Here is a 24,815-nt window from a genome sequence, read left to right on the forward strand (position 1 = left end):
ACGCCGGGACCCCGGAACGCCGGGGCCCCGGCAGCGGGCCGCAAGGCGCGCTGTGGAGTTCCGCTCAGGGAGCCGCATCCGGTGCGCTCGGTGTCCGCAGAGGTGGCCGAGCGATCCGGCGAGGGTAGGTCCACGGTCGTGTCCAGCCGTGCCGCTCCGGCGCGAAGCGCCGTTCTCCTCCTCGACGCCGAACCTCAGGGCGTCACCAGCGGCGAACTGGGCAGGCGCGGGTCATGGTGAGAATCGGATACACGATGATGACCGAGCAGCGAGGCCCGCGTGACCTGGTCGCGGACGTGGTGGGTGCCGAGCGGGCCGGTTTCGACTTCTCGGTGATCTCGGACCACTCCTTCCCCTGGTTGGACGAGCAGGGCCACGCGTCCTACGCGTGGGCGGTGCTCGGCGCAGCCGCGCAGGCCACCTCCCGGATCCCGCTCATGACCTACGTGACCTGCCCGACCTTCCGCTACCACCCCGTGGTGGTGGCGCAGAAGGCCGCCACGGTGCAGTTGCTCTCCGAGGGCCGCTTCCGGCTCGGCCTGGGCAGCGGTGAGAACCTCAACGAGCACGTGGTCGGCGGCGGCTGGCCGGCGGCGCCGGTGCGCCAGGAGATGCTCGACGAGGCGGTGAAGATCATCCGTGCCCTGTTCGACGGCGGGTACGTGACCCGTCACGGCCGGTACTTCGACGTCGAGGGCGCGCGGTTGTGGGACCTTCCCGAGCGGCCGCCGCCGATCGGGGTCGCGGTGTCCGGGCCGGGCTCCTGCGAACTGGCCGGCCGGCTGGCCGATCTCGTGATCGCCGTGGAGCCCGACCGGGAGCTGATCGCCGGGTTCGCCGAGCACGGCGGAGCCGGGAAACCGGCGGTGGGCCAGTTGCCGGTGTGTTGGGACGCCGACCGGGACGCGGCCGTACGCCGGGCCCACGAGCAGTTCCGCTGGTTCGGCGGCGGCTGGAAGGTCAACGCCGAACTGCCCGGGACGGCGGGTTTCGCCGCCGCGAGCCGGTTCGTCCGCCCCGACGACGTCGCCGAGGCCATCCCCTGCGGCGAACGGGTCGAGGACTTCGTCGAGGCTGTCAGACCGTTCGTCGAGGCGGGTTTCGGCGAGGTCGCCCTCGTGCAGGTCGGCGGCGACAGCCAGCCCGCGTTCATCGACTGGGCCCAGGACACGCTGCTGCCGGCGGTGCGCGCGGCGTTCTGAACCTGCCCGTCCCGGCGGTGAGCCGCGCGGCCACCCGGACGGCGGCGTCCGGTTGGACGGGCCCGACGGCCGGTCGGAGGGTGACAGGTACCGACGCCCACCGCACGGTGGGCCGGGTCACCGCAGCAGCGGGAGCGGCCGCGCGCCGGGCACCGGACCCGACCGCCCCGGCTGGCCGCGCCCCCCGGCGGCCGGGGCGATGACGACGGCAGGGACCGGGCGGGTGAGCCACAGCGGTCGCGGACCGAGAGGAAGCGTTGCCGGCGATGGCGGACAAGCAGGCCAGACGGATCGCGAAGCTCATCGAGCCGCTGCGCGTGGAGCCGGGCTCACGGGTGGACCTCGCCGAGGACTTCGACCCCCGCTACAAGGCCCGGATCAAGAAACGGGACGGCGCGGAACTGCTGCGCACCGGTGTCGCCCTGCTCGCCGAGTACCAGGCGAAGCTGGCCGCCCAGGACACCTACGGTGTGCTCCTCTGCCTCCAGGCGATCGACGCGGGCGGCAAGGACGGGACGATCCGTCACGTCATGAGCGGGGTCAACCCGCAGGGCGTTCACGTCAGCAGCTTCAAGGTGCCCTCCGCCGAGGAGCTCGACCACGACTACCTGTGGCGCTACGCCTGGCGCCTGCCGGCCCGCGGGAACATCGCGATCTTCAACCGGTCGCACTACGAGGAAGTCCTCGTCGTACGGGTGCATCCCGAGAACCTCGACCGCCAACGACTGCCCGAGGAGGCGAAGGGCCGGGACGTCTGGGCGCGCCGCTACCGGGAGATCAACGACTGGGAGCACTACCTCTGCGACAACGGGTTCAGGGTGGTGAAGATCTTCCTGAACCTCTCCGAGGAAGAGCAGCGCATTCGCTTCCTGAAACGGATCGACCGTCCGGAGAAGAACTGGAAGTTCTCGGCCGCGGACCTTCGCGAGCGCGAGAGGTGGGACGAGTACCAGCAGGCCTTCTCCGAGATGCTCTCGGCCACGAGCACCCCGTGGGCACCGTGGTACGTCGTGCCGGCCGACCGCAAGTGGTTCGCACGCATCTGCGCCGCCGCGGTGCTCGTGCACACGCTGATGGAGATCGACCCCCGGTACCCGGTCGTCGGCAAGAAGGCCCGCAAACAGCTGCGCGCCGCAAAGCGCCTGCTGGAGCAGGACGCCCCCCAGGGCGCCGCCCGCGACCCGTACGCAGCGGAGCACCAGCACCGCAACGGGCACCGTGGCTGAGCACCGCAGGGGCCAAGAAGGGCGACGTCGTGGCGATGACCGGCGACGGCGTCAACGGCGCACCCGCCATCAAGGCCGCCGACATCGGCATCGCCATGGGCAGCGGCACCGACGTGGCCAAGAACGCCGGCCGGATGATCCTCTCCGACGACGACTTCGCCACCATCGTGTACGCCGTCGAGGAGGGGCGGAAGCTCTACGACAACCTCACCAAGAACGTCCGGTTCGTCCTGATGCTGCTGGTCACCTTCGTCCTGACCTTCCTCGGCGCGACGGTCTTCAACATCGCCGCCGGCGAGCCGTTCACCCCGCCACAGGTGCTGTGGATCCACTTCATGGTCAACGCGCCGTTCGGCTTCGCCCTCGGCTTCGACCTGGCGAGCCCCGGCCTGATGCGGCGCACCCCGCGCCCGCGCGGCGAATCGCTGCTGACCAGGTCCGTCGGGCTCAGCGGACTGGCCGTCACCGTGGCCCTGCTCCTGCTGATCGAGCTGGGCGAGCACCACTACGGCAGCCTGAAGACCGGCAGCTCGATCGCCTTCACCGCCTTCGTACGCTGCCTGATCGTGGCGGCCTACGAATGCCGCAGCGAACGCGCCACCGTGCTGACCACCAGCACCTTCGACAGCAGGCCGATGAACCTGGCAGCGCTGTCCGAGTTCGTCCTTGCGGTCCTGGTGACCCAGATGGACGCCTTCCGCCGCATCCTCGGCACCACCGAGATCACCCTCGCCCAGTTCGGCTGGGCCCTGCTGGCCCCCATCGCACTTCCTGCTCCTGTGGGAGGCGGGCAAGCTCATGTCCCGCCGGGCGATGACGACGGCCTGACGCCAGGCCGGCCGGCCGGTGGGCCGGCCGGCCGGCCGGCTGCGGCCGCCGGCTGGTGAAGGGCCCCCGGCGGGTCAGACCGGCTGGGGAGCGCTGTCCACGCCGCGCGTGACGGCGACCCAGTCGTCCAGCTCCTGGAGACGTGCGGTCAGCGCCTCCCGGAGGCCGTCCTCCGCCGCGCGCCCCAGGGCCAGGCGAAGCGGCGGGCGTGCGGCGTCGACGGCGGTCAGGACGGCCGCGGCGACTCGGGCGGGATCGATGAAGGCCTCGGGGGGAAGCCCGCCGAGCGAGCTCTGGACGGTGCGTACGGTCGGGTCGTAGTCGGCGGTGGGTTCGGCGAAGACGAGGTGGGAGAGGAAGCCGGTCCCCAGGTAGCCCGGCTCGATCAGGGTGAGCTTGATGTCGAGTGGGGCGAGCTCCGCGGCCAGGGCGTCGGAGAGCCCTTCGAGCGCGTACTTGCTCGCCGAGAGCAGGCCGACGCCGGGGTGTGCGGACTGCCCGTAGAGCGAGGATCCCTGGATGACATGGCCCGAACGCTGCCCACGCAGCACGGGCAGCACCGCGCGGAGCACGTTCAGCGGCCCGAAGAGGTTGGTGTCGAAGACGGCTCTGGCCTGCGCGTCCGTCGCCTCCTCGACAGCCCCGAAGAGTCCGTAGCCGGCGATGTTGGCGACCACGTCGATGCGGCCGAAGGCGGCGAGGGTCTGCTCGACGGCGCGGTGGGCCGCGCCCTCGTCGCGGACGTCGAGTTCGAGCGCGACGGCCCGGCCGGGGTAGCGGTCGACGAGGTCGGCGACCGATTCCTTGTGGCGGGCGGTGGCCGCGACGTGCTCGCCCCGGTCGAGTGCGGCCAGCGCGAGTGCGCGGCCGAGGCCCTGGGAGGAGCCGGTGATGAACCAGGTGCGGGGCGTGTCCGTGGTGTTGCCGCTGTTCGTCATGGTTATGACCATAGGCAGATAGCTACTAACTTACAAGCCCGGGTTCGCGCTGATGTCTATGAGTGTCAGAGGTGACGCCTCTCCCGCATCGGGTACTGTGGACCTCATGGCCATGGATGCGAGCGGGTCGATGCTCTCCCCTTCGGCGGCGGCTGAGACCGTCCTCACGTTCGTCAACACCCGTGCGATCGACGGCAGTCGGGAGGAGCTCCGCGACGGTGCCGCCTTCTCCCGGTGGCTGCGACAGGAGGGTCTGATCGACTCCGCCGCGCTGGTCACGGACGCCGATGCCGCCGCCGCCCGTGAACTGAGGGACGCTCTGGTCCTGGTGCTGCTCGCGCACGCGGGCGAGCAGGACGAGCCGGGCCGGGCCGAAGCCGAGGAGTACCTGCGCCGGGGTGCGGAGCTGTACCCCCTGGCCCCTGTGATCACCGCCTCCGGCGTCCGGCTCACGCCCGTCCGGAGCGGGGTGCCGGGTGCGCTCGCCGGGATGCTCGCGGCAGCGTCCGACGTCGCTCTTCGCGGCTCCTGGATGCGCCTCAAGGCCTGCCGGAACCCACCGTGCCACCTCGGGTTCTACGACCGTACGCGCAACTCCTCCGCCGCCTACTGCAGTCCGAACCGCTGCGGAGCCCAGGTCGCCATGCGCTCCTACCGGAGTCGCAAGGCGAAGGAGGCCGGCCGGTAGCCGAGCACCCGGTGAGCCGGTCCGGGTGGCGGGCAGTCAGGGCGAACGTCGCCTGACGCGGCACCGGTAAGTCCTCAGCGGGCCGGGCGCCACATGGTGGTGACGACGTGGCCGGTGGCGGTGGTGAGCTCGTCGCGGGGGCTGAAGCCGAGGCTCCGGTAGCGGTCCAGGTTGGCGGGGTTGGACGACTCCAGGTAGGCGGGGGCGCCGAGCGCGTCGATCCGGGCCAGGCTCTCGGCGAGCAGCCCCATGCCGAGCCCCTTGCCGCGGTGGTCGTCGTGGGTGCCGAGCAGGGTGAGGTAGAAGCAGGGCTCCTCGGGGGCGACCGCGTAGAGCTGGTCGTAGATCGCCAGGATCGCCCCGGCCGTCTCCGTGTCGGTGGTCCTGGCCAGCAGGCCTTCGAGGCCGCTCTCCTCCTCCTCGGTGAGCTCGCGCCCGCCCGGCGGGATCCAGACGGCGGCGGCCTCGACACCCGGCGTCACCAGCAGCCAGGGGTAGCGCAGCGCCGAGGTCACGTAGAGCCGCCACATCGCGGCCGCCTGCTCGGCGCGCCGCTCGACGTCGGGGAAGGCCGGGCCCCAGAGCGGGTCGTGGAAGAACGCGCTGGTCAGCGTGGTGACGACGGCGTCGATGTCCGCGGAGGTGGCCGTCCGCACCGGGACGTGGGGGTAGGGGGAGGTCATCCGTTCACCCTAGGTCCTGGCCGGTCGATCGTGGCGGATCAGCGCGGATCAGCGCAGATCAGCGCGGATGAGCGCGGATGAGCGCGGATGAGCGCGGACGGGACCCGGACGGCGGACCGGCCACGTGCTCGCGGAGCAGCCCGGCCAGTGCCTCGGCGTACGGGTTGGGGCGGCGGCGCCGGGCGAGCGCGACGCCGAAGTGACGGGCGGGGCGCGGGGGCTTCACCGGGACCACCCGGGTGCCGGGCTGCGCCGGTTCGAGGGCGACGTACGGGACGAGCGAGACCCCCACGCCGGCGGCGACCAGCGAGCGGGCGAAGAAGTAGTCGGTGGTGGAGCCGGCCACCCGGAGTTCGAAGCCGGCCAGTGCGGCGTGCCGGCGCAGGAAGTCCTCGGTCTTGAGGCAGCCCAGCACCCAGCGCTCCCCGGCGAGTTCGGCCAGGTCGACGGCGTCCCGGTCGGCCAGCGGGTGCCCGTCCGGCAGCACCACCGAGAGCGGGTCGTCCATCAGCGGCGTCCAGTCGAGGCCGGAGCGGTCACCGGGGAGGACGGGCAGCGGGCCGTCGAAGTGGTAGGCGAGGGCGAGGTCGGCGGTGCCCTCGCGGACCATCGGCAGGCTGTCCTCGGGTTCCCGTTCCAGGATGCGCAGTTCGGCCTCCGGGTGGTCGGCCGCGAACCGGGCCAGGACGGCGGGCAGCAGGCGCCGGCCGCCGCTGGTGAAGGTGGCGAGGGTGAGCCGGGGCCGGTCGGCGCCGAGCCGGCCGATCTGTTCGCGGGCGTTGCGCAGTTCGGCGTCGATCGCGCCGGCCGCCTCCACCAGCAGCCGCCCGGCCTCGGTAAGCCGCACCCCGCGGGTCGAACGCTCCACCACCGCCGTGCCCAGGCCCCGTTCGAGGGCGGCGATCTGCTGGGAGACGGCGGACGGGGTGAGCAGCAGCGCGGCTGCCGCCCGGTTGAAGCTGCCGTGCTCGGCTACCGCCTGGAGCATGCTCAGCCGTCGGACGTCGATCATCGCGCTCCCCAGTCAACAGTTCTGCTGATGACGCGTTCAGCAGGTCGGTAGTTCTGCTGGGGACGATACGGCAGCAGAGTGGGGGTTATGCAAAACATCACGCGCAACCGACTGCACAGCGTCTGCGTCATCGGCGGCAGCCGGTACTTCGGTCTCCACCTGGTCACCCTGCTGCGGGAGGCCGGTACCCGCGTCACCGTCGTCAACCGCGGTGCCACCCCGCCGCCGCCCGGCGTCGACCACGTGGTCGCCGACCGGTCCGACGAGGCCGCACTGGCCACCGCGCTCGGCGACCGGACCTTCGACGCGGTGATCGACCAGGTGCTGTACACCCCGGCCCAGGCGGCGGTGGCCCGCCGGGTCTTCGCCGGCCGCACCGGCCGGTACGTGATGACCTCCACCATGGAGGTATACGACCCGGCGACCTCGCCACTGGTGCGCACCGTGTCGGGCGTGCCGGTGCCCGAGGAGGCCGTCGACCCCGCGAACTGGCCGGTGGACCTCACGCTGCCGTGGCACGATCCGGCGGCGCTCGCCCGGCACTTCGACGAGGCGACCGGCTACGCGGAGGGCAAGCGGCAGGCGGAGGCGGTGCTCGCCGGGGACCCTCCGTTCTCCTGGGCGAGCGTGCGCAGCGCACACGTCCTGGGCGGCGGCGCACGGGACTTCACCGGCCGGCTGGCCCACTACACCGAGCTGATCGCGGCCGGTCGGCCGGTCGCCGTGCACGCGCAGCCGCAGCCGACCTCCTTCGTCCACCACGAGGAGATCGCCGCCGCCCTGGTGCAGGTGGCCGCCGGGGCGGCGGTCGGCCCGGTCAACGCCGGTTCCGAGGGGGCGCTCGACGTGGTCGCCCTCAGCGAGCTGGTCGCCGAACGGCTGGGCACCACCGCCCGCTACCGGTTCACGGACGGCGCGGACGCCTCGCCGTTCTCCTTCGACCGCTGGTACCCGATGGCGGGCCGGCGGGCGGCCGAGCTCGGCCTGCGCTTCTCACCGACGGCCCGGTGGCTGCCCGGCGCCGTCGCCGAGGCCACCGAGGGCTCCGAGGTCTCCGAGGTCTCCGAGGTCTCCGACGCGGCTCTCCCCGGAAAGGCGGCCTGACATGCGAGAGCGGACCATCGGCGGCGTCACCGTCGGCGCGATCGGCCTCGGCGCGATGCCGCTCTCGGTCGAGGGCCGCCCGGACGAGGACGCGGCCCTCGCCACCCTGCACGCCGCCCTCGACGCCGGCGTCACCCTGCTGGACACCGCCGACTCGTACCACTGGCACGCCGGCGAACTCGGCCACAACGAGCGGCTGGTGGCACGTGCGCTGGCCGCCCGGCCGGCCGCCGAGCGGGCGGCCGTGCTGGTCGCCACCAAGGGCGGCCGCGGCCGGCCAGGTGACGGCTCCTGGACGGTCGACGGACGGCCGGAGCACCTCCGGCGGGCCTGCGAGGGCTCGCTGCGGCGGCTCGGGGTGGAGGCGATCGGCCTCTACCAACTGCACAAGCCCGACCCGCGGGTGCCGTGGGCCGAGTCGGTGGGCGCCCTGCGCGAGCTGCTGGACGCCGGGAAGATCCGCGCGGCCGGCCTCTCCAACGTCGACGAGCAGCAGATCCTGACGGCCCGGGAGATCCTCGGCCCGGGCCTGGTCGCGGTGCAGAACCGGTTCTCCCGGCCGTCCGCGCCGCCGAGCGGGAGCTGCGGCTCAGCGAACGCCTCGGCCTGGCCTTCCTGCCGTGGAGCCCGCTCGGGGGCCTGTCGCGCAGCGTGCTGGACGACCCCGACGACACCGCCGTCGAGCGCAGTGCCTTCCACCGGATCGCCGCCGGCCGCGGTGTCTCGCCCCAGCAGGTCGGCCTGGCGTGGCTGCTGGCCCGCTCCCCCGCCGTCGTCCCGATCCCGGGAGCCCGCCGGCCCGCCACCATCCGCGACTCCGCCACGGCCGGCGATCTCGTCCTCGAACCGGCCGAACTCGCGGCCTTGGAGGAGCCGTTGATCCCCGGCGGGGAGCCGGCGGCCGGGTGAGCCGCCCGCCCGGACACGTCCGGGGCAGGCGGCACCGCGAGGGTCAGTTGTTCTCCTCGGCCCGGACGATCTCGTCGATCCGGCGCTGGAGGGCGTCGGCCTCGGCGCGGGCCTTGCGGGCGGCCTCGTGCTCGCCGAGCCGGTCCAGAGCGACGGCCTTGCTCCGCAGGTCGGCGACCTCCTGCCGCATCTTCGGAAGGTCGTAGGTGACGGCGCCGCGGGTGGACGGGCCGGAGGAGGCGGATTGGCCCGGCTCGTCGGCCGGCTGGACGGCGCAGACCGCGCTGACGCCCCCCGCGCCGAACAGCGAGCCGCCGAGCAGCGTGTTCAGGACGCCCTGGCAGGCGGCGGACTCCTCGGGCGTCTTCGGCCCGTTGTTGGCCACGGCCGGCTGGGCGAGCAGGAGCGGGGCGGCGAGCAGCAGGACGGAACAGGCCGCGCGGGCGGCGGACTTCAGCGACTTAGGCGCGTTCGGGGACATGACGGACCCTCCGGGTAGGCGATGGACGAGCCATCCCTACCGGACGGGCGGTTCACGGCGGCGGACGCTCCGCCGTCCGTGGGCGTGTCAGCGGTCCGGCGGTGCCGTTCAGACCTCCTCGTCGGGGTAGCCCCAGGTCACGGTGGCCTTCGCGGCCGGAGCGGCCTCGCCGACGACGCGGGCCACGGCCTCCTCGAACATCGGCCGCCAGCGGTAGAACCGAGTGATGATCAGTGGATAGCTGCTCTCGCCCGTCACGAAGAACTCACCCCCGTCCTCCACCCAGCCGATGGGCACCTCGTCCTCGATGCCCTCCTCCCGCAACAGGCCGACTATGGCGTGCAGAGCCCGCTCGGCCTCCTCCCGGCTGCCGAGGTTGCCGATACTCAGGTGAAGATCGATGTTGACTGACATGGACCGCATCGTAGGCTCCCGGACCGACAGTCCGCCGGGCCGGGTGACGGCACGGGCGGCAGGACGTCCCGCCGGGCCGGGCGGGCGGCAGGCCGACGGTGGGTCGGGCGAGCGGCGCGACGGGCGGCAGGCCCGCGGCGGGGCTGGAAGGGCGGGCCGGCCGTCGCCCCGGCGCGGTCAGTAGCCGCCGAAACCGCCGTAGCTGTGCCCGCCCGTGAAGCCGCCGGTGCCGCCCATGCCGGTGCCGCCGAAGCTGGGACGGGGGCCGGAGCCCGGCGGACTCGGCCGCACCGGCTGCGGGCCGTCCTCTTTCACCGACCAGCTGTGCAGGGCCATCTCGCGCCACCACTGGGCGAAGGCGACGGAGACGCCCCGCGCCAGGCACTCCTCCTCGACGGCGGCCTGGGCGGCCTCGTCCCACCGCAGGGCGATCCCGCCGGCCTCCTGGGCACGCGCCAGCGCGTACAGGTCCTTCTCCAACTCCCTCGCCGTCAGCGACTCCCGGGGCGGATCGGCCTGGTCCGCGGCGATCGGCGGGAGGTCGGTCCGGAAGACCCGGACCCGGACTGCGCCGTCGCCCTCGCCCGCCTCCTCCTCCCCCGCCGCCTCGCCCACCTCGTACAGCCACACCCGCCGGGCGGCCACCTCCACCAGAACGGCGCGGCGCTGCTGCGCCTCCCGTGCCCGGGCCCGCTCGGCCTCCTCCCGGACCGCGCGCTGCTCCGCGAGGCGCCGGTCGATCTCCTCCCGGACCGGCCGGTAGGCCTCGGTCGCGCGCTGCACCTCTGTCAGGAACGCACGCTGGGCGGCCTCCGACCGTTCGACGGCCCGCTGCTTCCAGCCGGGCCAGTGACGCGGGGCGGGGATGATGCGCCAGGCCCCGGTGCCCTGCTCCAGGTCGAACGCCCCGCCACGGCCCCCGTGGGCGCGGTAGAGCTCCTCCAGCGCACGGGACACGGCGGCCAGGAAGGTGCTCGCCGCCTCGCTCCACTGCTCGCGCTCGGCCTCGGAACAGGCCACCGCCTCGCCCCAGTTGCCCTTGGTCCGGTAGACCTCGACCTGCTCCGGCAGCTCCACCGAGGCGACCGGCTCGAACGCCCCTCCACAGCGCTTCGTCGCATGGAGCCGCACGTTGTCCTGGTGGACCTTGACCTCGGTGACCGCCACAGCTCCGACCTCCCGCCAGCCGATTCGACCGTCACTCACCATAACGGCGCGACCACCGTCCGCGTCAGCCCCTGTCACCGGGTTTGTCCCACCTCGGCGATAGGGTCGGCCCGCAAGCCACGACACGAGCACCCCGGGGGCAGCCATGACCGATTTCGACACCGCAGGGACGGCACTGCTGCTGCACCGGCTGGCGGAGGCCTCCTCCGGGCTGGTCTCCCTCGACCCGGGGATCAGCGACGCGCAGATGGACGCCTGGCCCGTCCCGGTGCCCGAGGAGATCCGGGTGCTGTTCCGGTCGGTCGGGGGCGTGCGGTTCGCCGTCACGCGCTCCGCGGTGAACGGCCACACCTCCCACGAGCACCTCGACTTCGCGCACCCGTACAACGAGGGGCGCTACCACGGTTCCGACGTGAGCTGGTACGTGGACCACGCCGGCGGCGCCGGGAGCCACTGGTTCGTCTACACCGACCACGGTGACGGCCACGTCTACGTCGACGTGGACGGTGACACGGGGGCGTGGGGACCGCTCTTCCGGTTCTGGGACGCCACCGACACCGCCCGCGTCGCACCGTCCCTGCCGGCCTGGCTCCACCAGGTCGCCGACTGCGCGTTCCGGGCCCTCGCCGAGGCCGGAGCCGAGACCCCGGCGGGAGCCGGCACCGCAGCAGGAGCCGAGGCCGGAGCCGAATCCGGAGCCGGGGGCGGCATCGAGACCGGGCCGGACGGCGTCGCCACCCCCGCCGCCACCCGGGCCTTCGGCAACCGCCTCGCCGAACACTGGCTGGCCCTGGACGACCGCCCCCCGACGGTGGACACCGTCACCGTGCCCGAGGCCCGGGCCGCAACCGACCCCGTCCTCCGGGAGGCCGCCGCCGGCCTGCCCGGGGACGCCCTGCTCGCCGACCTGCGGGCGGTCACCGGCCCCGCCCGCGTCGACTTCGGACTTCCCGTCACCTGCCGCTACGCCCGCCGGGCCGGCGGCGCCGTCCTGGCCGCCACCCCCTGGGACGGGGAGTAGTCCCCCCGCGCCCCACCGGAGCCGTGGGGTCACCCCTCGCCGCAGGTCGCCCCCGGCGAGGCCAGGACCTTCGCCGCGCGCGCATGCCCGCGGGCGGCGGCCGCCCGCAGGTCGCCGTCGGCGAGGTAGCCGGCCAGGAAGCCGGCGGCGAACGCGTCGCCGGCGCCGGTGAGGTCGCGGACCTCGCCGACCGGCGGGACGGGCAGGGTGAACGGCGCCTGCCCGGGGGCGTCCACCACGGTCGCCTCCGCACCGGACTTGGTGACGACGGTGGTGGCCGCCAGCCGCGCGCGCTCGGGGCCCGGGCTGCCGTCGGCCCACAGGCCGAGGAACGCGGACTCCTCCCGGTTGGCGAACAGCAGGGTGGGGGCCAGCTCGGTGGCGAGGGCGAGGAACCGCTCGCGGCCGAACTGGCCGAGCATGCCGGTCGAGGAGGCGTCGAGCGAGGTGGTGCAGCCCGCACGGCGGGCCCGCCGGAGGGCGTCGGCGGCGGCGGTGCCGACCGGTTCCCCGTCGAAGGAGTAGGCGGGCACGTGCAGGTGGCTCAGGCCTTCCAGCCAGGTGTCCGGGACGATGTCGAGCAGCGTGGCCGCGCCGCGGTCGGGGAGCATGGTCCGCTCGCCGGCCTGGTCGATCAGGACGACGATGGAGCCGGTCTGGCCCTTCCGTGCGACCCTCACATCGACGCCGTGGCCGGTGAGTTCGGCGACGAGGCCGTCCCCGGCCGGGTCGTCGCCGACGCAGCCGAGGAAGCGCACGGGGCACTGGCCGGCGGCGAAGCTCGCGACGTTGGCCGCGCTGCCACCGCGCCGCCGGAAGACCTTGGCGCTGGTGTCGGTGCCGTGCCGGAGCGGGCCGTCGACCCAGACGACGATGTCTTCGACGAGGTCGCCGAGTACTCCGAGCATGCGCCTACGCCTCGTTCCGCAGGGCGGCGAGCGCGGTGGCGATCTGCCCGCCGAGCCGCACGTTGCCCCGGTAGACCTCGACGTTGACGTCCAGGCTGCGGCCCTGGGTGTCGCGCTGGATGAAGTCGAGCAGGAACGGCGTCGAGGCGTTGCCGGTGACGCCCTGGCGCTCGGCCTCCGCCCAGGCGCGGGCCAGCAGGGCGTCGAGCTCCTGCGGCGGCAGCTGCTTGGCGGGGTCGACCGGGTTGGCGATCAGTACGGCCTGGGTCAGTTCGAGGCCGTCCCGGGCGGCGATCACCCGGGCCGCCTCCTCGGGCGAGTCGACGCGGTAGTTGATCCGGTGGCCCGAGTCGGTGACGTAGAAGCCGGGGTACTGGCGGGTCCGGTAGCCGATGACGGGGATGTTGAGCGTCTCGAACCGCTCCAGGGTCGCCCGGATGTCGAGGATCGACTTCACGCCCGCGCTGATCACGGTGACGGGCGTGACGGCCAGCGTCGTCATGTCGGCCGACTCGTCGAAGCTCTCGGACGCCCCGAAGTGCACACCGCCGAGGCCGCCGGTGGAGAAGACCGGGATGCCCGCGCGGTGGGCGAGGAAGGCGGTGGCGGCAACGGTCGTCCCGCCGTGCCGGCCGAGCGCCGCGACCACCGGCAGGTCGCGCAGGCTCGCCTTGTCGAGGTCGTCCGCCTCGGACAGCTCCTTGATCTGCTCCGCTCCGAGCCCGACCGTGGGCACCCCGGCGTAGACGCCGATCGTGGCCGGGACGACCCCGGCGGCCCGCAGCTGCTCCTCCGCCTCCAGCGCGACCTCCAGGTTGCGCGGCCGGGGCAGTCCGTGCGTGAAGATGGTCGATTCCAGCGCGACGACGGGGGCGCCGGCGGCAACGGCCCGGGCGACGTCGTCGGAGATACGGATGGGCAGTCCGGTCATGGCACGAGCTCTCTCTGCGATGCCACCACGGTGTGGCAACTCGCGCTCAGCCTAGAGAGCGTACGCATCGGCATCCAGAATGAGTCCTGGGCCTTCCCATAGGCTTCAGCCTATGGGTTTCACCTTGCGTCAGCTCGAAGTCTTCCTCGCGGTGGCCGGCACGCTGCACTTCGGCCGTGCCGCCGAGCGCCTGCACATCTCCCAGCCGACGGTCAGCCAGGAGGTGGCCCGGCTGGAGCGGACGGTGGGCGTGGAGCTGTTCGACCGCAGCCGGCGGGCGGTGCGGCTGACCCCGGCCGGCGAGGTGATGGCCACGGAGTCGGCCCGGCTGCTCGAACAGGCCGGCTCGCTGCTCGCCCGGGTGCGGCTGCACGAGGAGTCACGGAGGGGGACGGCCCGGATCGTCGCCTCCCCCAGCGTCATGAACCGGCTGCTGCCCGCCGTGGTCAGCCGTGCCGAGCAGGAGCTGCCGGCGCTGGAGCCGGCGGAGCTGGCCGTGGACACCGGCCACGTCTCGGCTACGCTCGCCTCCGAGCTCGCCGACATCGGCCTCGGCCGCTTCCTGGAGGAGGTGCCCGGCTACCGGCGGGAGAAGCTCGCCGACGAGCCGGTGCAGGTGGCGCTCAGCCGCCGCCACCCGCTCGCCCGGCGGCACGCCGTCCACCTGCATGAGCTGCGCGACCTGCCGCTGCTGCTCTGGTCCCGGGAACAGCACCCGCGGTACTACGACCATGTGCTCGGCCTCTGCTCGGCCCGCGGCGTCGAGCCGCCGGTGCTGGTCAGCCCGCCGCGGATCGTCGGCTCGCGGCTCTACCTGCTCGCGCACAACCGCGCGTTCTCGCTTGTCCCCGCCTCGATGGCGGGCCACCTGACCGAGGACGTGGTCACCGTCCGGCTCGCCGACCGGGCCACCCTGCCGCTGGAGATGCAATGGCGGCTGGACGACGAGCGGCCCCGGCTCGCCGCCCTGCGCGAGCTGATCCGACAGGAGGCGGCCGTGCTCGGGTCCGGTTGAGCGACCGGCCGGAGCGGCGTGGGGAAAGCCCGGCGGTACCCTCGCCGTCGCCCAGGACCCCGACGGCGAAAGGGCGTTGCCGATCGGCCCACGACACCGGGGCGCCGTCCGGCTCCGGTCGGCGGCACGCGCCCGGGCGGCTCCTGCGGGGCTTGACGTGAAGTCCGCTTCACCTTCTACGGTCATCCTCGTCCGGCTACCACCCGATGCCCGAACGGAGCGCAGCAGTCATGGTGTTCACCCCCGAGGAGCGCGCCTACCTCACCACCCAGCGGATCGGCCGGCTGGCCACCTCCGGCCCGCAGGGCGCCCCGCAGACCCGGCCGGTGGGCTTCCGGCTCAACGAGGACGGGACGATCGACATCGGCGGGCCGGGGATGACAGCCAGCCAGAAGTACCGCAACGCGGTGCGTGATCCACGGGTCTCCTTCCTCGTCGACGACCTCACACCGGCCGACGACCCCGACGCGCCGGCGCCGGGCTGGGGCCGCGGTGTGGAGATCCGTGGCCGGGCCGAGCCCCTGACCGTGGACGTCCCGCCGGTGGACCCGTCCTTCTTCGACCACGAGATCCTGCGGGTGCACCCCGAACGCGTCATCAGCTGGAACGTGGCCGTCAGGGGCAGCGCGGGCCGCGACGTGAAGGGCTGAGCCCGACGGCGCCGGGCCGCCGCATGCCGAGGCGTGCGGCGGCCCGGGACCGTTCGGGGCGGTCGGGCGTCAGGCCTTGCAGGTGCCGGTGCTCCAGTCGACGGTCGCGGTGGCCTGCGAGTACTTCCACTCCGGCGCCAGCAGGTCGCGGTCGAGCTGGGCGGCGGCCGTCTTGTCCTCGACCACGTAGCCGAAGTCCTGCAGCCAGGCCGGGTAGAGGTTCTTCGACCCGATGTAGAAGGCCGAGCCGTCGACCGCGACCAGCTTGTGGTGCAGCGCGTACGGGTGGCCGTCCGCCCAGGTGGCGGCGGGGGCCGCGCGGAACGTGGCGAGCTGGAGGTTGCTGCAGAGCGCGGCGCCGGCCTTGGCCTGGTCGCCGGTGAGGGCGGTCAGCCGGGCCTTGAGGACGTCGCTGATCTCGGCGAGGGACTTGATCTGCGAGTAGCCGCCGCTGCCGACGGCGCCGCGGTTGGCCGGGTCGCTGACGACGATCCGCACCTTGACGCCGGCGGCGAGCTTGGCGGCCAGCGCCTCGTACAGCCGGGAGTCGTAGCGGGGCAGCGGCGGGCAGGTGCCGTTCATGTCCTGCTGGGAGATCTCTATGTGGCTGGTGGCGCTGGAGACGAGCGCGCGCAGCGCGTTCTCCTCGGGGTTGACCGTCTCGTAGTCCCGGTCGGCGTTGGTGTTGTCGTGCAGGGCGAGCGGGCCGCACTTGGTGTCGGAGACGGAGGGGACGGGGCCGGGCCGGTAGGCGGAGGCCGGGTCGTTGGCCTTGATGCCGACGCCGAGGCCGCCGACGGCGATCACCGGGACGGTACCGGTGGCGGCCGGGGAGGGGTTGAGGTCCCGCTCCATCGAGGGGCTGCAGGCGCCACCGTTGGAGGAGGCGAACCAGGCGTTGTCGAACACACCGGTCCGGCCGCAGGTCCACTCCCAGAGGGTGTCGAGGTAGCTCGCGGCGGAGCCGGCGGCGGGCCCGGTCAGCGCGAGGTCGACGTCGGAGACGGGGTGGGCGGTGTCGAGGTAGTCGTCCTTCCAGCCGTTGATGCCGCCGGCGACGACACTGTGGCCGTCGACCACCAGCAGCTTCGAGTGGTTCCAGGAGAACGCGGTGCGGGAGGTGGTCATCGACGCCACGTTGAGGGTGACCGAGCCGGCGGCGGGGCCGAGCTTGGCGATCAGCTCGTCCCGGTAGCGGGACGGCAGCACGTTGGCGTTGTAGACCGGCGCGGCGCCGACCATGATGCGCACCTGGAGGCGGTGGCCGGCCGCCACCGAGGCCTTGAGGCCCTCGACCAGGGCGTCCTGGAAACCGCCGTTGGGGAACGGCGCGAGGGTGGAGACGTCGACCGTCCGGGTGGCGGCCGCGACGTCCGCCTTCATCCGGGCGAGCAGCGCGCGGGTGCCCGGGCGGTCGGCGCAGGCCGCGTCGCCCCAGCAGCCCGGCGTCTGGAGCAGCCAGCCGGCCGGGTCGTCGGCGGAGGCGTTCAGGCTGTTGCCCTCCGTGCGCTGCCAGACGGTGCCCGCCAGGCCGGGCGCCACCTCGCGCAGGGCGCGCTCGACCGCGTCGAGGTGGGTGGTGCCGCCCTCGCCGGCGGTGGTGGTGCCGGCCGCGGACTCCGCGTGGGCGGGCAGGGGCGAGGCGACGGCGAGCACGGTGGTGGCTGCGGCGGCGGCCAGGGCCGACCGCACGAGGCGGCCGGACCGGCGGGACCAGGGGAGGTGCACGTGTGGTTCCTTCAGGAAGTGACGGGTGGTTCACCCGTGAGACGACCTGAGATTACCGAAAAGTAACTTGTTCTCTAAACTGCGCATGACAATCAGTCACCGGGCCGGAATCACACCCGTCGATCGGCCCCCGCCGATCGGCAGGACGACCCGGCAGGATGACCGCCCTGACGGCGCGCCAGACCACCCCGCACACCACGGCGCCGTACCGTCGGCCCATGCCCCTCGGCCTGCTCTCGGCCCTTCTGGCCGCGCTGCTCACCGGCACCGCCACCGTCCTCCAGGCCGTCGGCGCCCGCCGGGCCGCCACCGGCCACCGCCCGGGCGAGGCCGCCGCGCTGACCGGCGCGCTCCGGCAGTGGCCCTTCCAGGTGGGCGTCGGCATGGACATGCTCGGCTTCGCCGCCGAACTCGTCGCCCTGGAACGGCTGCCGCTCTACGAGGTGGAGGCAGCGCTGGCCTCGGCACTCGCCGTGACCGCCGTCGGGGCCTCCCGCGTCCTGCGGGTCCGGCTGCGGCGCAGCGAGTGGGCCGGGGTGGCCGCGGTCTGCGCCGGGCTCTGCGTGCTCGCCCTCACGGCCGGGCGGGACGGCAAGGGCACGGGTGACACCGCGCTGCGCCTGGGCGTACTGCTGGTCGCGGTGGTCCTGACGGGCGCGGGCTGGGTGGTCGTGCGGTTCGCCGGGGCCCGCCGCGCCCCGCTGCTCGGGCTGGTGGCGGGCCTCCAGTTCGGGGTGGTCGGCGTCGCGGTGCGGGTCCTGCCCGAGCCGCGGCTCCCGGAGCTCCTCGTCGAGCCCTCGGCGTACGCGGTCGCCGTGGCCGGGCTGGGCGGGTTCGCCGCACTGACCTGGGCGATGCAGAGCGGCTCGGTGACGGCGGCCACGGCGGCGATGGTGCTCGGCGAGACGCTGGGCCCGGCCGTCGTCGGAGTGCTCGTGCTCGGGGACCACACGCGGCACGACGCGACGCCGCTCGCCGTCGCCGGCTTCGCGGCCGCGGTGACCGGGGCGCTCACCCTGGCGCGCTTCGGCGACGCCGAACAGCCGGCCCCGGCCCCGGCGGGCTGAGCCCCGACCGCCCCTGGGTCCGGGCGAGGCCCGGCCCGGCGGGGGCGGGCGGCCCGGGCGAGCAGCTGACCGGCCGGGACGGGTGGACCGGCCCGCCGGACCGGGGATCGAATCTCCGGTCCGCCTCGCTCCTTTGACTGATCGTCATATGCACTCGACCGTGGGCGAGATGACGAGTACGGGGTCGATCGGTCACGGCCGGGTCGCGGTGGGCCAGCGGTGGTTTCCCCGCTCGCCGGCCGGGTACCCCCGCAGCGGAGACCGCGGCCCCCCGGGGACGGGCCGGCGCGAGGGCTTGTGTCAGACCAGCCGTGGGGGGACCATGAGGCTCTTCTGCCGCCTGTGCGGCACCCGGACCGACGGTGCCGAACGGCTCGGTGCCTACTGCCCGGGCGAGTACTGCGGCACCGACCTCCGCGCCGGTCCCGACGCCGGCGTCCAGGCCTGGTGCGAACCGCCCCGCCGGTACGGGCAGGCGGGCGGCACGGTCACGGTGGAGCTGGTCGTCCGCAACGCCGGCCCCCGGGCCACCGGCTTCCACCTCGAACCGGTCGAACCCCTCGACGGGCGACTGGACTTCGACCGGCGGGAGGTCGAGGCGTCGCTGCCGCCCGGCCGCACCCGCCGGGTGGAGCTGCGGTACGCGCTCCCGGCGGACCACCTCGGCACCGGGCTGGACATCGCCTCGCGGTTCGGGGTGCCCGGGGCGGACCTGGCCGGCCAGGTGCACGGCGCCCGGTGGGAACGGTTCGGGGTCGCGCTCCGGGTGGTCGCGACCTCGGCCCACCAGGGGGCCGCCTGTGCCGCGTTCGCGGTGGACGTCCCGGGCGCGATCGACCTCGACCTCGGCAGGGACGACGACGGGCCTTCCCGGGGCCAGGACGGCGGGCGCCCGGACCCGCCGTCGGGCCCCGGCCGTCAGGACGGTCCCGGCCGCCGAACGGCTCCGGGCCGGCCGGGGCGGCCCGGGCGGCAGCGCGTCCCCGAGCCCCGGCCGCCGTCCCGGAGCGCCGGCGGCTGCGGGCCCGCGGCCGTCGCCGTGCTCGTGCTCGTGCTCGTGGTGATCGTGGCTGCGGTGGCGGTCGTCCTCGGCCTCGGCCGCCAGACCGACGGGGGCGGCGACCCGCCCGTCCCGCCCGCCACCTCGGCACGACCCGTCCCGTCACCCACCACCCCGGGCAGCACCCGGACCGACGGCGGCGACAAGGGCAAACCCTCGCCCTCGCCCACCCGTTCAGCCTCCCCCACGACTTCGCCTTCACCCTCGGCGCGCGCGATCGTTCTGCCGGATCTGGCCGGTCTCGGCCAGGCGGCCGCCGCGGCGAAGCTCAAGGCACTCGGGCTGGCCTCCCGCGCCACGGTCGTGGAGGGAGGTGGCACACCCGCGCAGCAGGTGGTCGGCACCGACCCGGCGGCGGGCGCCAAGGTCCTCCCGGGCAGCACGGTGGCCCTGCACGTCTCGGACGGCCGGGCGCGGATCCCCGACGTCGCCGGCCTGAGCCGGGCCGACGCCGAGCAGGCCCTCCGCGCGGCCCACTTCACCGCCGTGACCGTCTACAGCGAGGACACCACGACCGTCGCCGAGGGTCTGGCCATCCGTACCGACCCTCCGAAGGGCACCTCGGTGGCCCTCGACGCGCCGATCACCCTCTGGTACGCCCACCGGCCACGGCCGCGGTGACCGCGGCGAGCCCACCGACGGCCGGCGGTGGGCTCGCCCGGGCGTGATCGGCCCCGGCCCGGTCCGCCCCGATCCGGACCGGGCCGCAGGGACCGGGCCGGTCGGCCCCTGCGGCCCAGTCGGCTCAGCCGGCCAGGACCTCGCCGACCAGCTCGCGGGCCTCGGCCTGGACGCGGGCCAGGTGCTCGTCGCCCCGGAAGGACTCGGCGTAGATCTTGTAGACGTCCTCGGTGCCCGACGGCCGGGCGGCGAACCAGGCGTTCTCGGTGCAGACCTTGATGCCGCCGATGGCCGCACCGTTGCCGGGCGCCTCGGTGAGGACGGCCGTGATCGGCTCCCCGGCCAGCTCGCCGGCCTTGACCTGCTCCGGCGAGAGGCGGCCCAGCAGCGCCTTCTGCTCCCGGTCGGCCGGCGCGTCCACGCGGGCGTAGGAGGGAGCGCCGTGGCGGTCGGTGAGGTCACGGTAGTACTCGCTGGGCGTGCGGCCGGTCGCCGCGGTGATCTCGGAGGCCAGCAGGGCGAGCAGGATGCCGTCCTTGTCCGTCGTCCAGACCCCGCCGTCGCGCCGCAGGAAGGACGCCCCGGCCGACTCCTCGCCGCCGAACGCGATCGAGCCCTCCAACAGCCCGTCGACGAACCACTTGAAGCCGACCGGCACCTCGATCAGCTCGCGCTTGAGGTCGGCCGCGACCCGGTCCAGCATCGAGGAGGAGACCAGCGTCTTGCCCACCGCCGCGTCGGCCGGCCAGTCGGCGCGGTGCCGGTAGAGGTAGTCGACCGCCACCGCCAGGTAGTGGTTGGGGTTCATCAGGCCGTCCGGGGTGACGATGCCGTGCCGGTCGGCGTCGGCGTCGTTGCCGGTGGCGATCGCGTACTCGCCCCGGCGGCCGATCAGCGAGGCCATGGCGGCGGGCGAGGAGCAGTCCATCCGGATCTTGCCGTCCCAGTCCAGCGTCATGAAGCGCCAGGTCGGGTCGGTGACCGGGTTGACGACGGTCAGGTCGAGACGGTGCACCTCGGCGATCCGCCCCCAGTAGGCGACGGACGCCCCGCCCAGCGGGTCCGCGCCGATCCGCAGGCCGGACGCCCGGATCGCGTCCAGGTCCAGGACGGAGACCAGGTCCTCGGTGTAGGCGGTGAGGAAGTCGTGCCGGCCCGTGGTCGCGGCGGTCAGCGCGCGGGCGTACGGGACCCGCTTGACGCCGCGCAGGCCGTCCCGGATCAGCGCGTTGGCCCGGTCCTGGATCCAGCCGGTGGCATCGGAACCGGCCGGGCCGCCGCTCGGCGGGTTGTACTTGAAGCCGCCGTCGCGCGGCGGGTTGTGCGAGGGCGTGACCACGATGCCGTCGGCGAGCGCCTGCGGGTGGCGGCGGTTGTGCGCCAGGATCGCGTGCGAGACGGCCGGGGTGGGCGTGTAGCCGTCGGCGCTGTCCAGCAGGACGGTGACGCCGTTGGCCGCCAGCACCTCGACGGCGGTGACCTTGGCCGGCTCGGAGAGCGCATGGGTGTCCGCGCCCAGGAACAGCGGGCCGGTGATGCCCTGAGCGGTTCGGTACTCGCAGATCGCCTGGGTGGTGGCGGCGATGTGGTCGTCGTTGAAGGCCGCGTCGAGCGAGGAGCCGCGGTGGCCCGAGGTCCCGAACGCCACGCGCTGGCCCGGCTCCTCCGGGTCCGGGTGCAGCGCGTAGTACGCCGTCACCAGCCGCGCCACGTCCACCAGGTCGTCCGGCTGCGCAAGCTGACCGGCCCGTGCGTGTGCCATACGTCTCTCCCACCAGTCCCTGTCCGTACGCCGGCCCGCCGGCCCGGCGCTTCCATGCCCTGTGCTCACCGATCGTAACCAGAACACGACCGGTGGCCGTACCCGGGCGGGCGCCGGGTACGGCTCACAGGGGCGGCCGGGGGGCCGGCGATCGAAACTCAGGGCTCGGAGTTCAGGGCTCGGAGCTCAGGCTCCGGGCTCACGGCGGGCAGGCTCCGGGCTCACGCGGGCAGGCTCAGGCGGGCAGGCTCGGGGCTCGAACGGGCAGGGCTCGAACGGCAGGGCTCAGACGGGCAGGGTTTCGCGGAAGGAGTCCAGGGCCGGGGCGGTGTTGGTGGCCACGAACTCCGTGACCGTGTACGCGGCCAGGCCCGCCAGGACGAAGGGGTCGCTGCCGGTGATCTCCTCGATCGCCGCCCGGTCGGCGCCCGCGGCGATGATGACACCCCCCTCGCGGGGCACCTTGCGGCCGGAGGCGAGGAAGGCCCCGGCCGCGTAGTGCGCCTTCAGCCACTCCAGGTGCTCGGAGAGCACGGCGTCGATACGGTCCAGGGGCGCGGTGTAGGTCAGATCCAGAACGAACATGTGCCCCAGGCTAACCGCCCGTTCCGAGGCACCGTCAGCCACCCTGGCACTGCGGGATTTTACCGAACGGTCGACCAACCGGGCCCGCCGCGCGGCTAGCGTTCACGGCGTCCCCGACGACCACCGGGCGCGGGCAGACCGCGCAGGAAGAGGTGTGCCATGAGCAGGATCGACGTCCCCGGAGCCGCGGCGGCGCTGCCGCGGGCATGGAGCTCCCGCGTCCTGGGCCGGGTGGGCCCGACGGCGGTCAAGGTGCTGCGGATGGACGAGCTGCCGGTCGCGGAGGAGCGGCACGACGTGACCGAGGTGCTGCTCGTCCTCGACGGCCGGATGGAGCTGCTCGTGGACGGCGCCTCCGTGCCGGTGGGGCCCGGGGGGATGTACGTCGTCCCGGCGGGCGTCCCGCACGCGGTCGCAGCGGGGAGCCGGGGCACTCTGGTGATCGTGGAGACCGAGGGCTGAACCGCCCGGGCCGCGTGCCCGGGTGGCGGACACCCGGGCACGCGCGAGGTGGGCGAGGAACGGATTCGAACCGTCACAGCCGAAGCGGGGGCTTTACGGGCCCTTGGGCTCACCGGTGCCCAGCTCGCCCTCGACGTCTTCACCCTGTCCCCGGCCGCCCACCCGCCACAACAGGGTTTCCGGCCACCGCCGTCAGGTCCGCAGCAGCGTGTCAGGCTCAATCATGCCCGGTCAGCGGCCGTTTCGGTAGGACTCGGGACACGTCCGATTCTCCTTGCCCCGGGTACGGCGCCGGCCGCAGACTCGTCCGCATCCACTCCCCCGGCCCCCGTGCCGGCACCCGTCCGCGGGCGCCGTCGCGCGCGGCGTGCTGCCCAGCCGCCGGGAGGAGTCGGCGAATCGAGGGGGAAACAGGGCATGAACGGTGTGAACCAGGACGCGGTGCTGCGGGCGCGGATGATGCTGCTCACCACCAACCGGCGGGTGCTGCGCGGGCCGAACGCGCTGTCGGTGTACCGGCTGCTGACGACGGTCGCGCCCGAGGTGTACGGGTCCAAGCTGGCCTACGTGCTGGTCGAGGCGGCCGGCTCGCCCGCGGTGCGCGAACTGCCGCAGGTCCGGCGGGCCTTGCTGGACGAGGCGGTCGCGGTGGCGGAGGCGCTGGAGCCGCGGAACCCGTTCCGGGCCAAGGTGCTCGCCCGGGCCCTGACGGCCCGCCGGGCCGGGTAGCCCCGCCCGGCCCAGGTCGGCCCAGGTCGGCCTGGGCCGGTCGGCCGTCCGCCCGTCACCTGCGTCCCCGGCCTCGCCCTCCCCGGCCGGCGTCGCGTCAGGTGACGTTCAGCGTGAGCTCCGCAGTGTGCAGCTGTCCGGCGGTCTGGAACTGCAGGAACACCCGCCAGCTCCCGGCCTCGTCGAACATGGCCTGGAAGACCAGCGTCGGACCGCCGTGGTCGCCGTCGACCTCGTTCGCCGGGTGGAGATGGGCCAGCGCCTGGTCGCCCTCGTGGAAGGCGGTGAGGTGGGCGTAGCTGTCCAGGTATGGCTGGAGGTCGGTGACGGGCTCGCCGTCCTTACCGACGGTGGCGGTGAGCTGGTGGGCACCGGCCTTCGGCTCGCTCCGGAGGGTGACGGTGTAGCCGTCGACCGCGGTGCTGCCGACCGGGGCGGGGAGCGGCACCGCGGCGGCCGCGCCGGGCACGGTCACGGTGCGGCTGAGGACGAGTTCGCTGCCCTTGCGGGGGCCGCTGCCCGGGATGAACGACGTGTACAGGCGCCAGTCTCCCGGGGCGAGGGCCGCGAGGTCCGCGGTCCAGGTGCCGTCCGCGGCCATCACCGGGTGCAGATGCCGGAATCCGGTGAGATCGGAGCGGATCGCGTAGAAGTGCAGCTTCTTCGTCTGGTGCACGGCGAAGTCGGTGACCGGCCGGCCGTCCGGGCCGGTGATGGTGAACCGGTAGCCCACGGTCCGGTCTGCGGGCAGGCCGGCCGCCTCGGGGTCCAGGCGGTAGCCGTCCCGTTCGGCGGCGAGGCCCCGGGCGGTCGCGGGCATGTCCGGCATCCCCTGCATCCCCTGCATGGCCGGCATGGCCGGGGCCGCCGCGCCGGGCGTCATGGCCATCGCACCGTGGCCCGTGGCCGGCATGCCCTCATGCCCGGAGTGCGACGACGAACCGCATGCGACGAGCCCGACGAACAGCAGAACCGGCACACAGGACGCCAGCGCCCAGCCGCGGGAGAACGAACGATGAGGAGCGGGCATCAGCAGGTCTTTCCCGTGACAGCGCGCCGCGAGGAGCGCATGGATGAGCGGTGACAGACAGGAGATCCGTGAGGGCCGCCGGGATAACCAAAAGTTCGGGGACGGCGCACGGGCGCCCGCGCCCACTTTCTGGCACGGGCGAAGATCTGCCGGCAGTTCGCCTCGGACTTGCCGACGATCCTCGCCACGTCCGGGTAGCCGTACCCGAAGGCCTCACGCAGCATGAACACGGCCCACTCCACCGGCGGGAGGGCCTCCATGAGCACGAGGAACGCCATCGACAGCGAGTCGGCCAGCTCGGCGTGCTCGGCCGGCCCCGGGCGGTCGGCGGACACGACGACCGGCTCGGGCAGCCAGTCGCCCACGTAGATCTCCCGCCGCACCCGCGCCGAACCCAGGTGGTTGATTCCCAGTCTGGTCACCGACGTGGCCAGGTACGCCTTCGGGTCGGCGATCGCCGTCCCCGCCTGCTGCGCCCGGGTCAGGCCATGAGTCGGGCCCCCGGGCCTCGTATGGCGGTGCGAGGCCCCGGGGGCCACCCGATCGCCGCACCGCCCCCGCCCGCGCCACTGGCCGGTTTCGTAGCGTGGGGCC

At 74.0% G+C, this 24,815-nt stretch carries 25 protein-coding genes, 1 tRNA gene and 1 pseudogene; 13 read left to right on the top strand and 14 right to left on the bottom strand.

Annotated features, from left to right (window positions below):
• Window positions 1–233 precede the first annotated feature (233 nt).
• From ACZ3YO_RS26650 to ACZ3YO_RS26660, 3 genes are all read left to right on the top strand, one after another.
• The gene (locus ACZ3YO_RS26650; protein ID WP_465573850.1) at window positions 234–1,202 is read left to right on the top strand and encodes an LLM class F420-dependent oxidoreductase; all 969 of its coding nucleotides are present in this window, start codon (window positions 234–236) and stop codon (window positions 1,200–1,202) included.
• Window positions 1,203–1,468: 266 nt separating this feature from the next.
• A complete protein-coding gene (locus ACZ3YO_RS26655) occupies window positions 1,469–2,428 on the top strand; it encodes a polyphosphate kinase 2 family protein (protein WP_465573851.1) in 960 nt (319 codons plus the stop codon).
• A 35-nt stretch (window positions 2,429–2,463) separates the two neighbouring features.
• On the top strand, window positions 2,464–3,315 hold the full coding sequence (locus ACZ3YO_RS26660; RefSeq protein WP_465573987.1) for a cation transporting ATPase C-terminal domain-containing protein: 852 nt from the start codon (window positions 2,464–2,466) through the stop codon (window positions 3,313–3,315).
• A 15-nt stretch (window positions 3,316–3,330) separates the two neighbouring features.
• Here the strand turns inward: ACZ3YO_RS26660 and ACZ3YO_RS26665 are convergent, their stop codons facing one another.
• Window positions 3,331–4,194, bottom strand: coding sequence for an SDR family NAD(P)-dependent oxidoreductase (locus tag ACZ3YO_RS26665; protein ID WP_465573853.1), 864 nt, complete (start codon window positions 4,192–4,194; stop codon window positions 3,331–3,333).
• A 106-nt stretch (window positions 4,195–4,300) separates the two neighbouring features.
• On the opposite strand from ACZ3YO_RS26665, the gene ACZ3YO_RS26670 reads away from it, so the two are divergent.
• Window positions 4,301–4,882, top strand: coding sequence for a CGNR zinc finger domain-containing protein (locus ACZ3YO_RS26670; RefSeq protein ID WP_465573854.1), 582 nt, complete (start codon window positions 4,301–4,303; stop codon window positions 4,880–4,882).
• Window positions 4,883–4,956: 74 nt separating this feature from the next.
• Here the strand turns inward: ACZ3YO_RS26670 and ACZ3YO_RS26675 are convergent, their stop codons facing one another.
• Together ACZ3YO_RS26675 and ACZ3YO_RS26680 are read right to left on the bottom strand one after the other, a co-directional pair.
• Window positions 4,957–5,565, bottom strand: a complete 609-nt coding sequence (locus ACZ3YO_RS26675) for a GNAT family N-acetyltransferase (RefSeq protein ID WP_465573855.1) — start codon at window positions 5,563–5,565, stop codon at window positions 4,957–4,959.
• Between the two features lie 58 nt (window positions 5,566–5,623).
• A complete protein-coding gene (locus ACZ3YO_RS26680) occupies window positions 5,624–6,577 on the bottom strand; it encodes a LysR family transcriptional regulator (protein ID WP_465573857.1) in 954 nt (317 codons plus the stop codon).
• 87 nt (window positions 6,578–6,664) lie between these two features.
• On the opposite strand from ACZ3YO_RS26680, the gene ACZ3YO_RS26685 reads away from it, so the two are divergent.
• Both ACZ3YO_RS26685 and ACZ3YO_RS26690 read left to right on the top strand, forming a co-directional pair.
• On the top strand, window positions 6,665–7,681 hold the full coding sequence (locus ACZ3YO_RS26685; protein WP_465573860.1) for an NAD-dependent epimerase/dehydratase family protein: 1,017 nt from the start codon (window positions 6,665–6,667) through the stop codon (window positions 7,679–7,681).
• A 1-nt stretch (window position 7,682) separates the two neighbouring features.
• Window positions 7,683–8,590, top strand: a pseudogene (locus tag ACZ3YO_RS26690) (aldo/keto reductase).
• Window positions 8,591–8,633: 43 nt separating this feature from the next.
• On the opposite strand, the gene ACZ3YO_RS26695 reads toward ACZ3YO_RS26690, so the two are convergent.
• From ACZ3YO_RS26695 to ACZ3YO_RS26705, 3 genes are all read right to left on the bottom strand, one after another.
• Window positions 8,634–9,071, bottom strand: a complete 438-nt coding sequence (locus ACZ3YO_RS26695; protein ID WP_465573862.1) for a hypothetical protein — start codon at window positions 9,069–9,071, stop codon at window positions 8,634–8,636.
• A gap of 108 nt (window positions 9,072–9,179) precedes the next feature.
• Complete coding sequence (locus tag ACZ3YO_RS26700; protein WP_465573865.1) at window positions 9,180–9,485, bottom strand: hypothetical protein; 306 nt, start codon at window positions 9,483–9,485, stop codon at window positions 9,180–9,182.
• 177 nt (window positions 9,486–9,662) lie between these two features.
• Window positions 9,663–10,652 carry a hypothetical protein gene (locus ACZ3YO_RS26705; protein ID WP_465573868.1) on the bottom strand — a complete coding sequence of 330 codons (990 nt, stop codon included), beginning with the start codon at window positions 10,650–10,652 and terminating at the stop codon, window positions 9,663–9,665.
• Between the two features lie 145 nt (window positions 10,653–10,797).
• Here ACZ3YO_RS26705 and ACZ3YO_RS26710 point away from each other — a divergent pair, with 145 nt between their 5' ends.
• Window positions 10,798–11,673: an SMI1/KNR4 family protein gene (locus ACZ3YO_RS26710; protein WP_465573870.1), complete on the top strand. Its 876-nt coding sequence runs from the start codon at window positions 10,798–10,800 to the stop codon at window positions 11,671–11,673.
• A gap of 29 nt (window positions 11,674–11,702) precedes the next feature.
• Here ACZ3YO_RS26710 and ACZ3YO_RS26715 read toward each other — a convergent pair whose 3' ends face one another.
• A complete protein-coding gene (locus ACZ3YO_RS26715; RefSeq protein ID WP_465573873.1) occupies window positions 11,703–12,581 on the bottom strand; it encodes a carbohydrate kinase family protein in 879 nt (292 codons plus the stop codon).
• 4 nt (window positions 12,582–12,585) lie between these two features.
• On the bottom strand, window positions 12,586–13,512 hold the full coding sequence (locus ACZ3YO_RS26720) for a pseudouridine-5'-phosphate glycosidase (RefSeq protein WP_465573876.1): 927 nt from the start codon (window positions 13,510–13,512) through the stop codon (window positions 12,586–12,588).
• Window positions 13,513–13,624: 112 nt separating this feature from the next.
• Here ACZ3YO_RS26720 and ACZ3YO_RS26725 point away from each other — a divergent pair, with 112 nt between their 5' ends.
• Complete coding sequence (locus ACZ3YO_RS26725) at window positions 13,625–14,527, top strand: LysR family transcriptional regulator (RefSeq protein WP_465573878.1); 903 nt, start codon at window positions 13,625–13,627, stop codon at window positions 14,525–14,527.
• Window positions 14,528–14,757: 230 nt separating this feature from the next.
• Window positions 14,758–15,177 carry a PPOX class F420-dependent oxidoreductase gene (locus ACZ3YO_RS26730; protein WP_396322366.1) on the top strand — a complete coding sequence of 140 codons (420 nt, stop codon included), beginning with the start codon at window positions 14,758–14,760 and terminating at the stop codon, window positions 15,175–15,177.
• Window positions 15,178–15,246: 69 nt separating this feature from the next.
• Here ACZ3YO_RS26730 and ACZ3YO_RS26735 read toward each other — a convergent pair whose 3' ends face one another.
• Complete coding sequence (locus ACZ3YO_RS26735) at window positions 15,247–16,905, bottom strand: phospholipase D-like domain-containing protein (protein ID WP_465573884.1); 1,659 nt, start codon at window positions 16,903–16,905, stop codon at window positions 15,247–15,249.
• A 158-nt stretch (window positions 16,906–17,063) separates the two neighbouring features.
• Between ACZ3YO_RS26735 and ACZ3YO_RS26740 the strand changes: the two genes are divergently transcribed.
• On the top strand, window positions 17,064–17,972 hold the full coding sequence (locus ACZ3YO_RS26740; RefSeq protein WP_465573887.1) for a hypothetical protein: 909 nt from the start codon (window positions 17,064–17,066) through the stop codon (window positions 17,970–17,972).
• Between the two features lie 322 nt (window positions 17,973–18,294).
• Entirely contained in the window at window positions 18,295–19,653 is a 1,359-nt protein-coding gene (locus ACZ3YO_RS26745; protein WP_465573889.1) for a PASTA domain-containing protein, read from the top strand.
• A 124-nt stretch (window positions 19,654–19,777) separates the two neighbouring features.
• On the opposite strand, the gene pgm is transcribed toward ACZ3YO_RS26745, so the two are convergent.
• Together pgm and ACZ3YO_RS26755 are read right to left on the bottom strand one after the other, a co-directional pair.
• On the bottom strand, window positions 19,778–21,415 hold the full coding sequence (pgm, locus tag ACZ3YO_RS26750; RefSeq protein WP_465573892.1) for a phosphoglucomutase (alpha-D-glucose-1,6-bisphosphate-dependent): 1,638 nt from the start codon (window positions 21,413–21,415) through the stop codon (window positions 19,778–19,780).
• A gap of 285 nt (window positions 21,416–21,700) precedes the next feature.
• Complete coding sequence (locus tag ACZ3YO_RS26755; protein ID WP_465573894.1) at window positions 21,701–22,000, bottom strand: YciI family protein; 300 nt, start codon at window positions 21,998–22,000, stop codon at window positions 21,701–21,703.
• Between the two features lie 159 nt (window positions 22,001–22,159).
• Between ACZ3YO_RS26755 and ACZ3YO_RS26760 the strand changes: the two genes are divergently transcribed.
• Complete coding sequence (locus ACZ3YO_RS26760) at window positions 22,160–22,462, top strand: cupin domain-containing protein (RefSeq protein ID WP_465573896.1); 303 nt, start codon at window positions 22,160–22,162, stop codon at window positions 22,460–22,462.
• Window positions 22,463–22,511: 49 nt separating this feature from the next.
• On the opposite strand, the gene ACZ3YO_RS26765 is transcribed toward ACZ3YO_RS26760, so the two are convergent.
• Window positions 22,512–22,592, bottom strand: a tRNA-Tyr gene (locus ACZ3YO_RS26765).
• Window positions 22,593–22,879: 287 nt separating this feature from the next.
• On the opposite strand from ACZ3YO_RS26765, the gene ACZ3YO_RS26770 reads away from it, so the two are divergent.
• Window positions 22,880–23,191, top strand: coding sequence for a hypothetical protein (locus ACZ3YO_RS26770; RefSeq protein ID WP_465573899.1), 312 nt, complete (start codon window positions 22,880–22,882; stop codon window positions 23,189–23,191).
• A 97-nt stretch (window positions 23,192–23,288) separates the two neighbouring features.
• On the opposite strand, the gene ACZ3YO_RS26775 is transcribed toward ACZ3YO_RS26770, so the two are convergent.
• Both ACZ3YO_RS26775 and ACZ3YO_RS26780 read right to left on the bottom strand, forming a co-directional pair.
• A complete protein-coding gene (locus tag ACZ3YO_RS26775) occupies window positions 23,289–24,221 on the bottom strand; it encodes a hypothetical protein (RefSeq protein ID WP_465573901.1) in 933 nt (310 codons plus the stop codon).
• A complete protein-coding gene (locus tag ACZ3YO_RS26780) occupies window positions 24,221–24,586 on the bottom strand; it encodes a sigma factor-like helix-turn-helix DNA-binding protein (RefSeq protein WP_465573903.1) in 366 nt (121 codons plus the stop codon). The genes ACZ3YO_RS26775 and ACZ3YO_RS26780 overlap by 1 nt, the downstream gene beginning before the upstream one ends.
• Between the last annotated feature and the right edge of the window lie 229 nt (window positions 24,587–24,815).

The sequence above is a fragment of the Kitasatospora sp. NPDC022785 genome, from assembly GCF_055561295.1.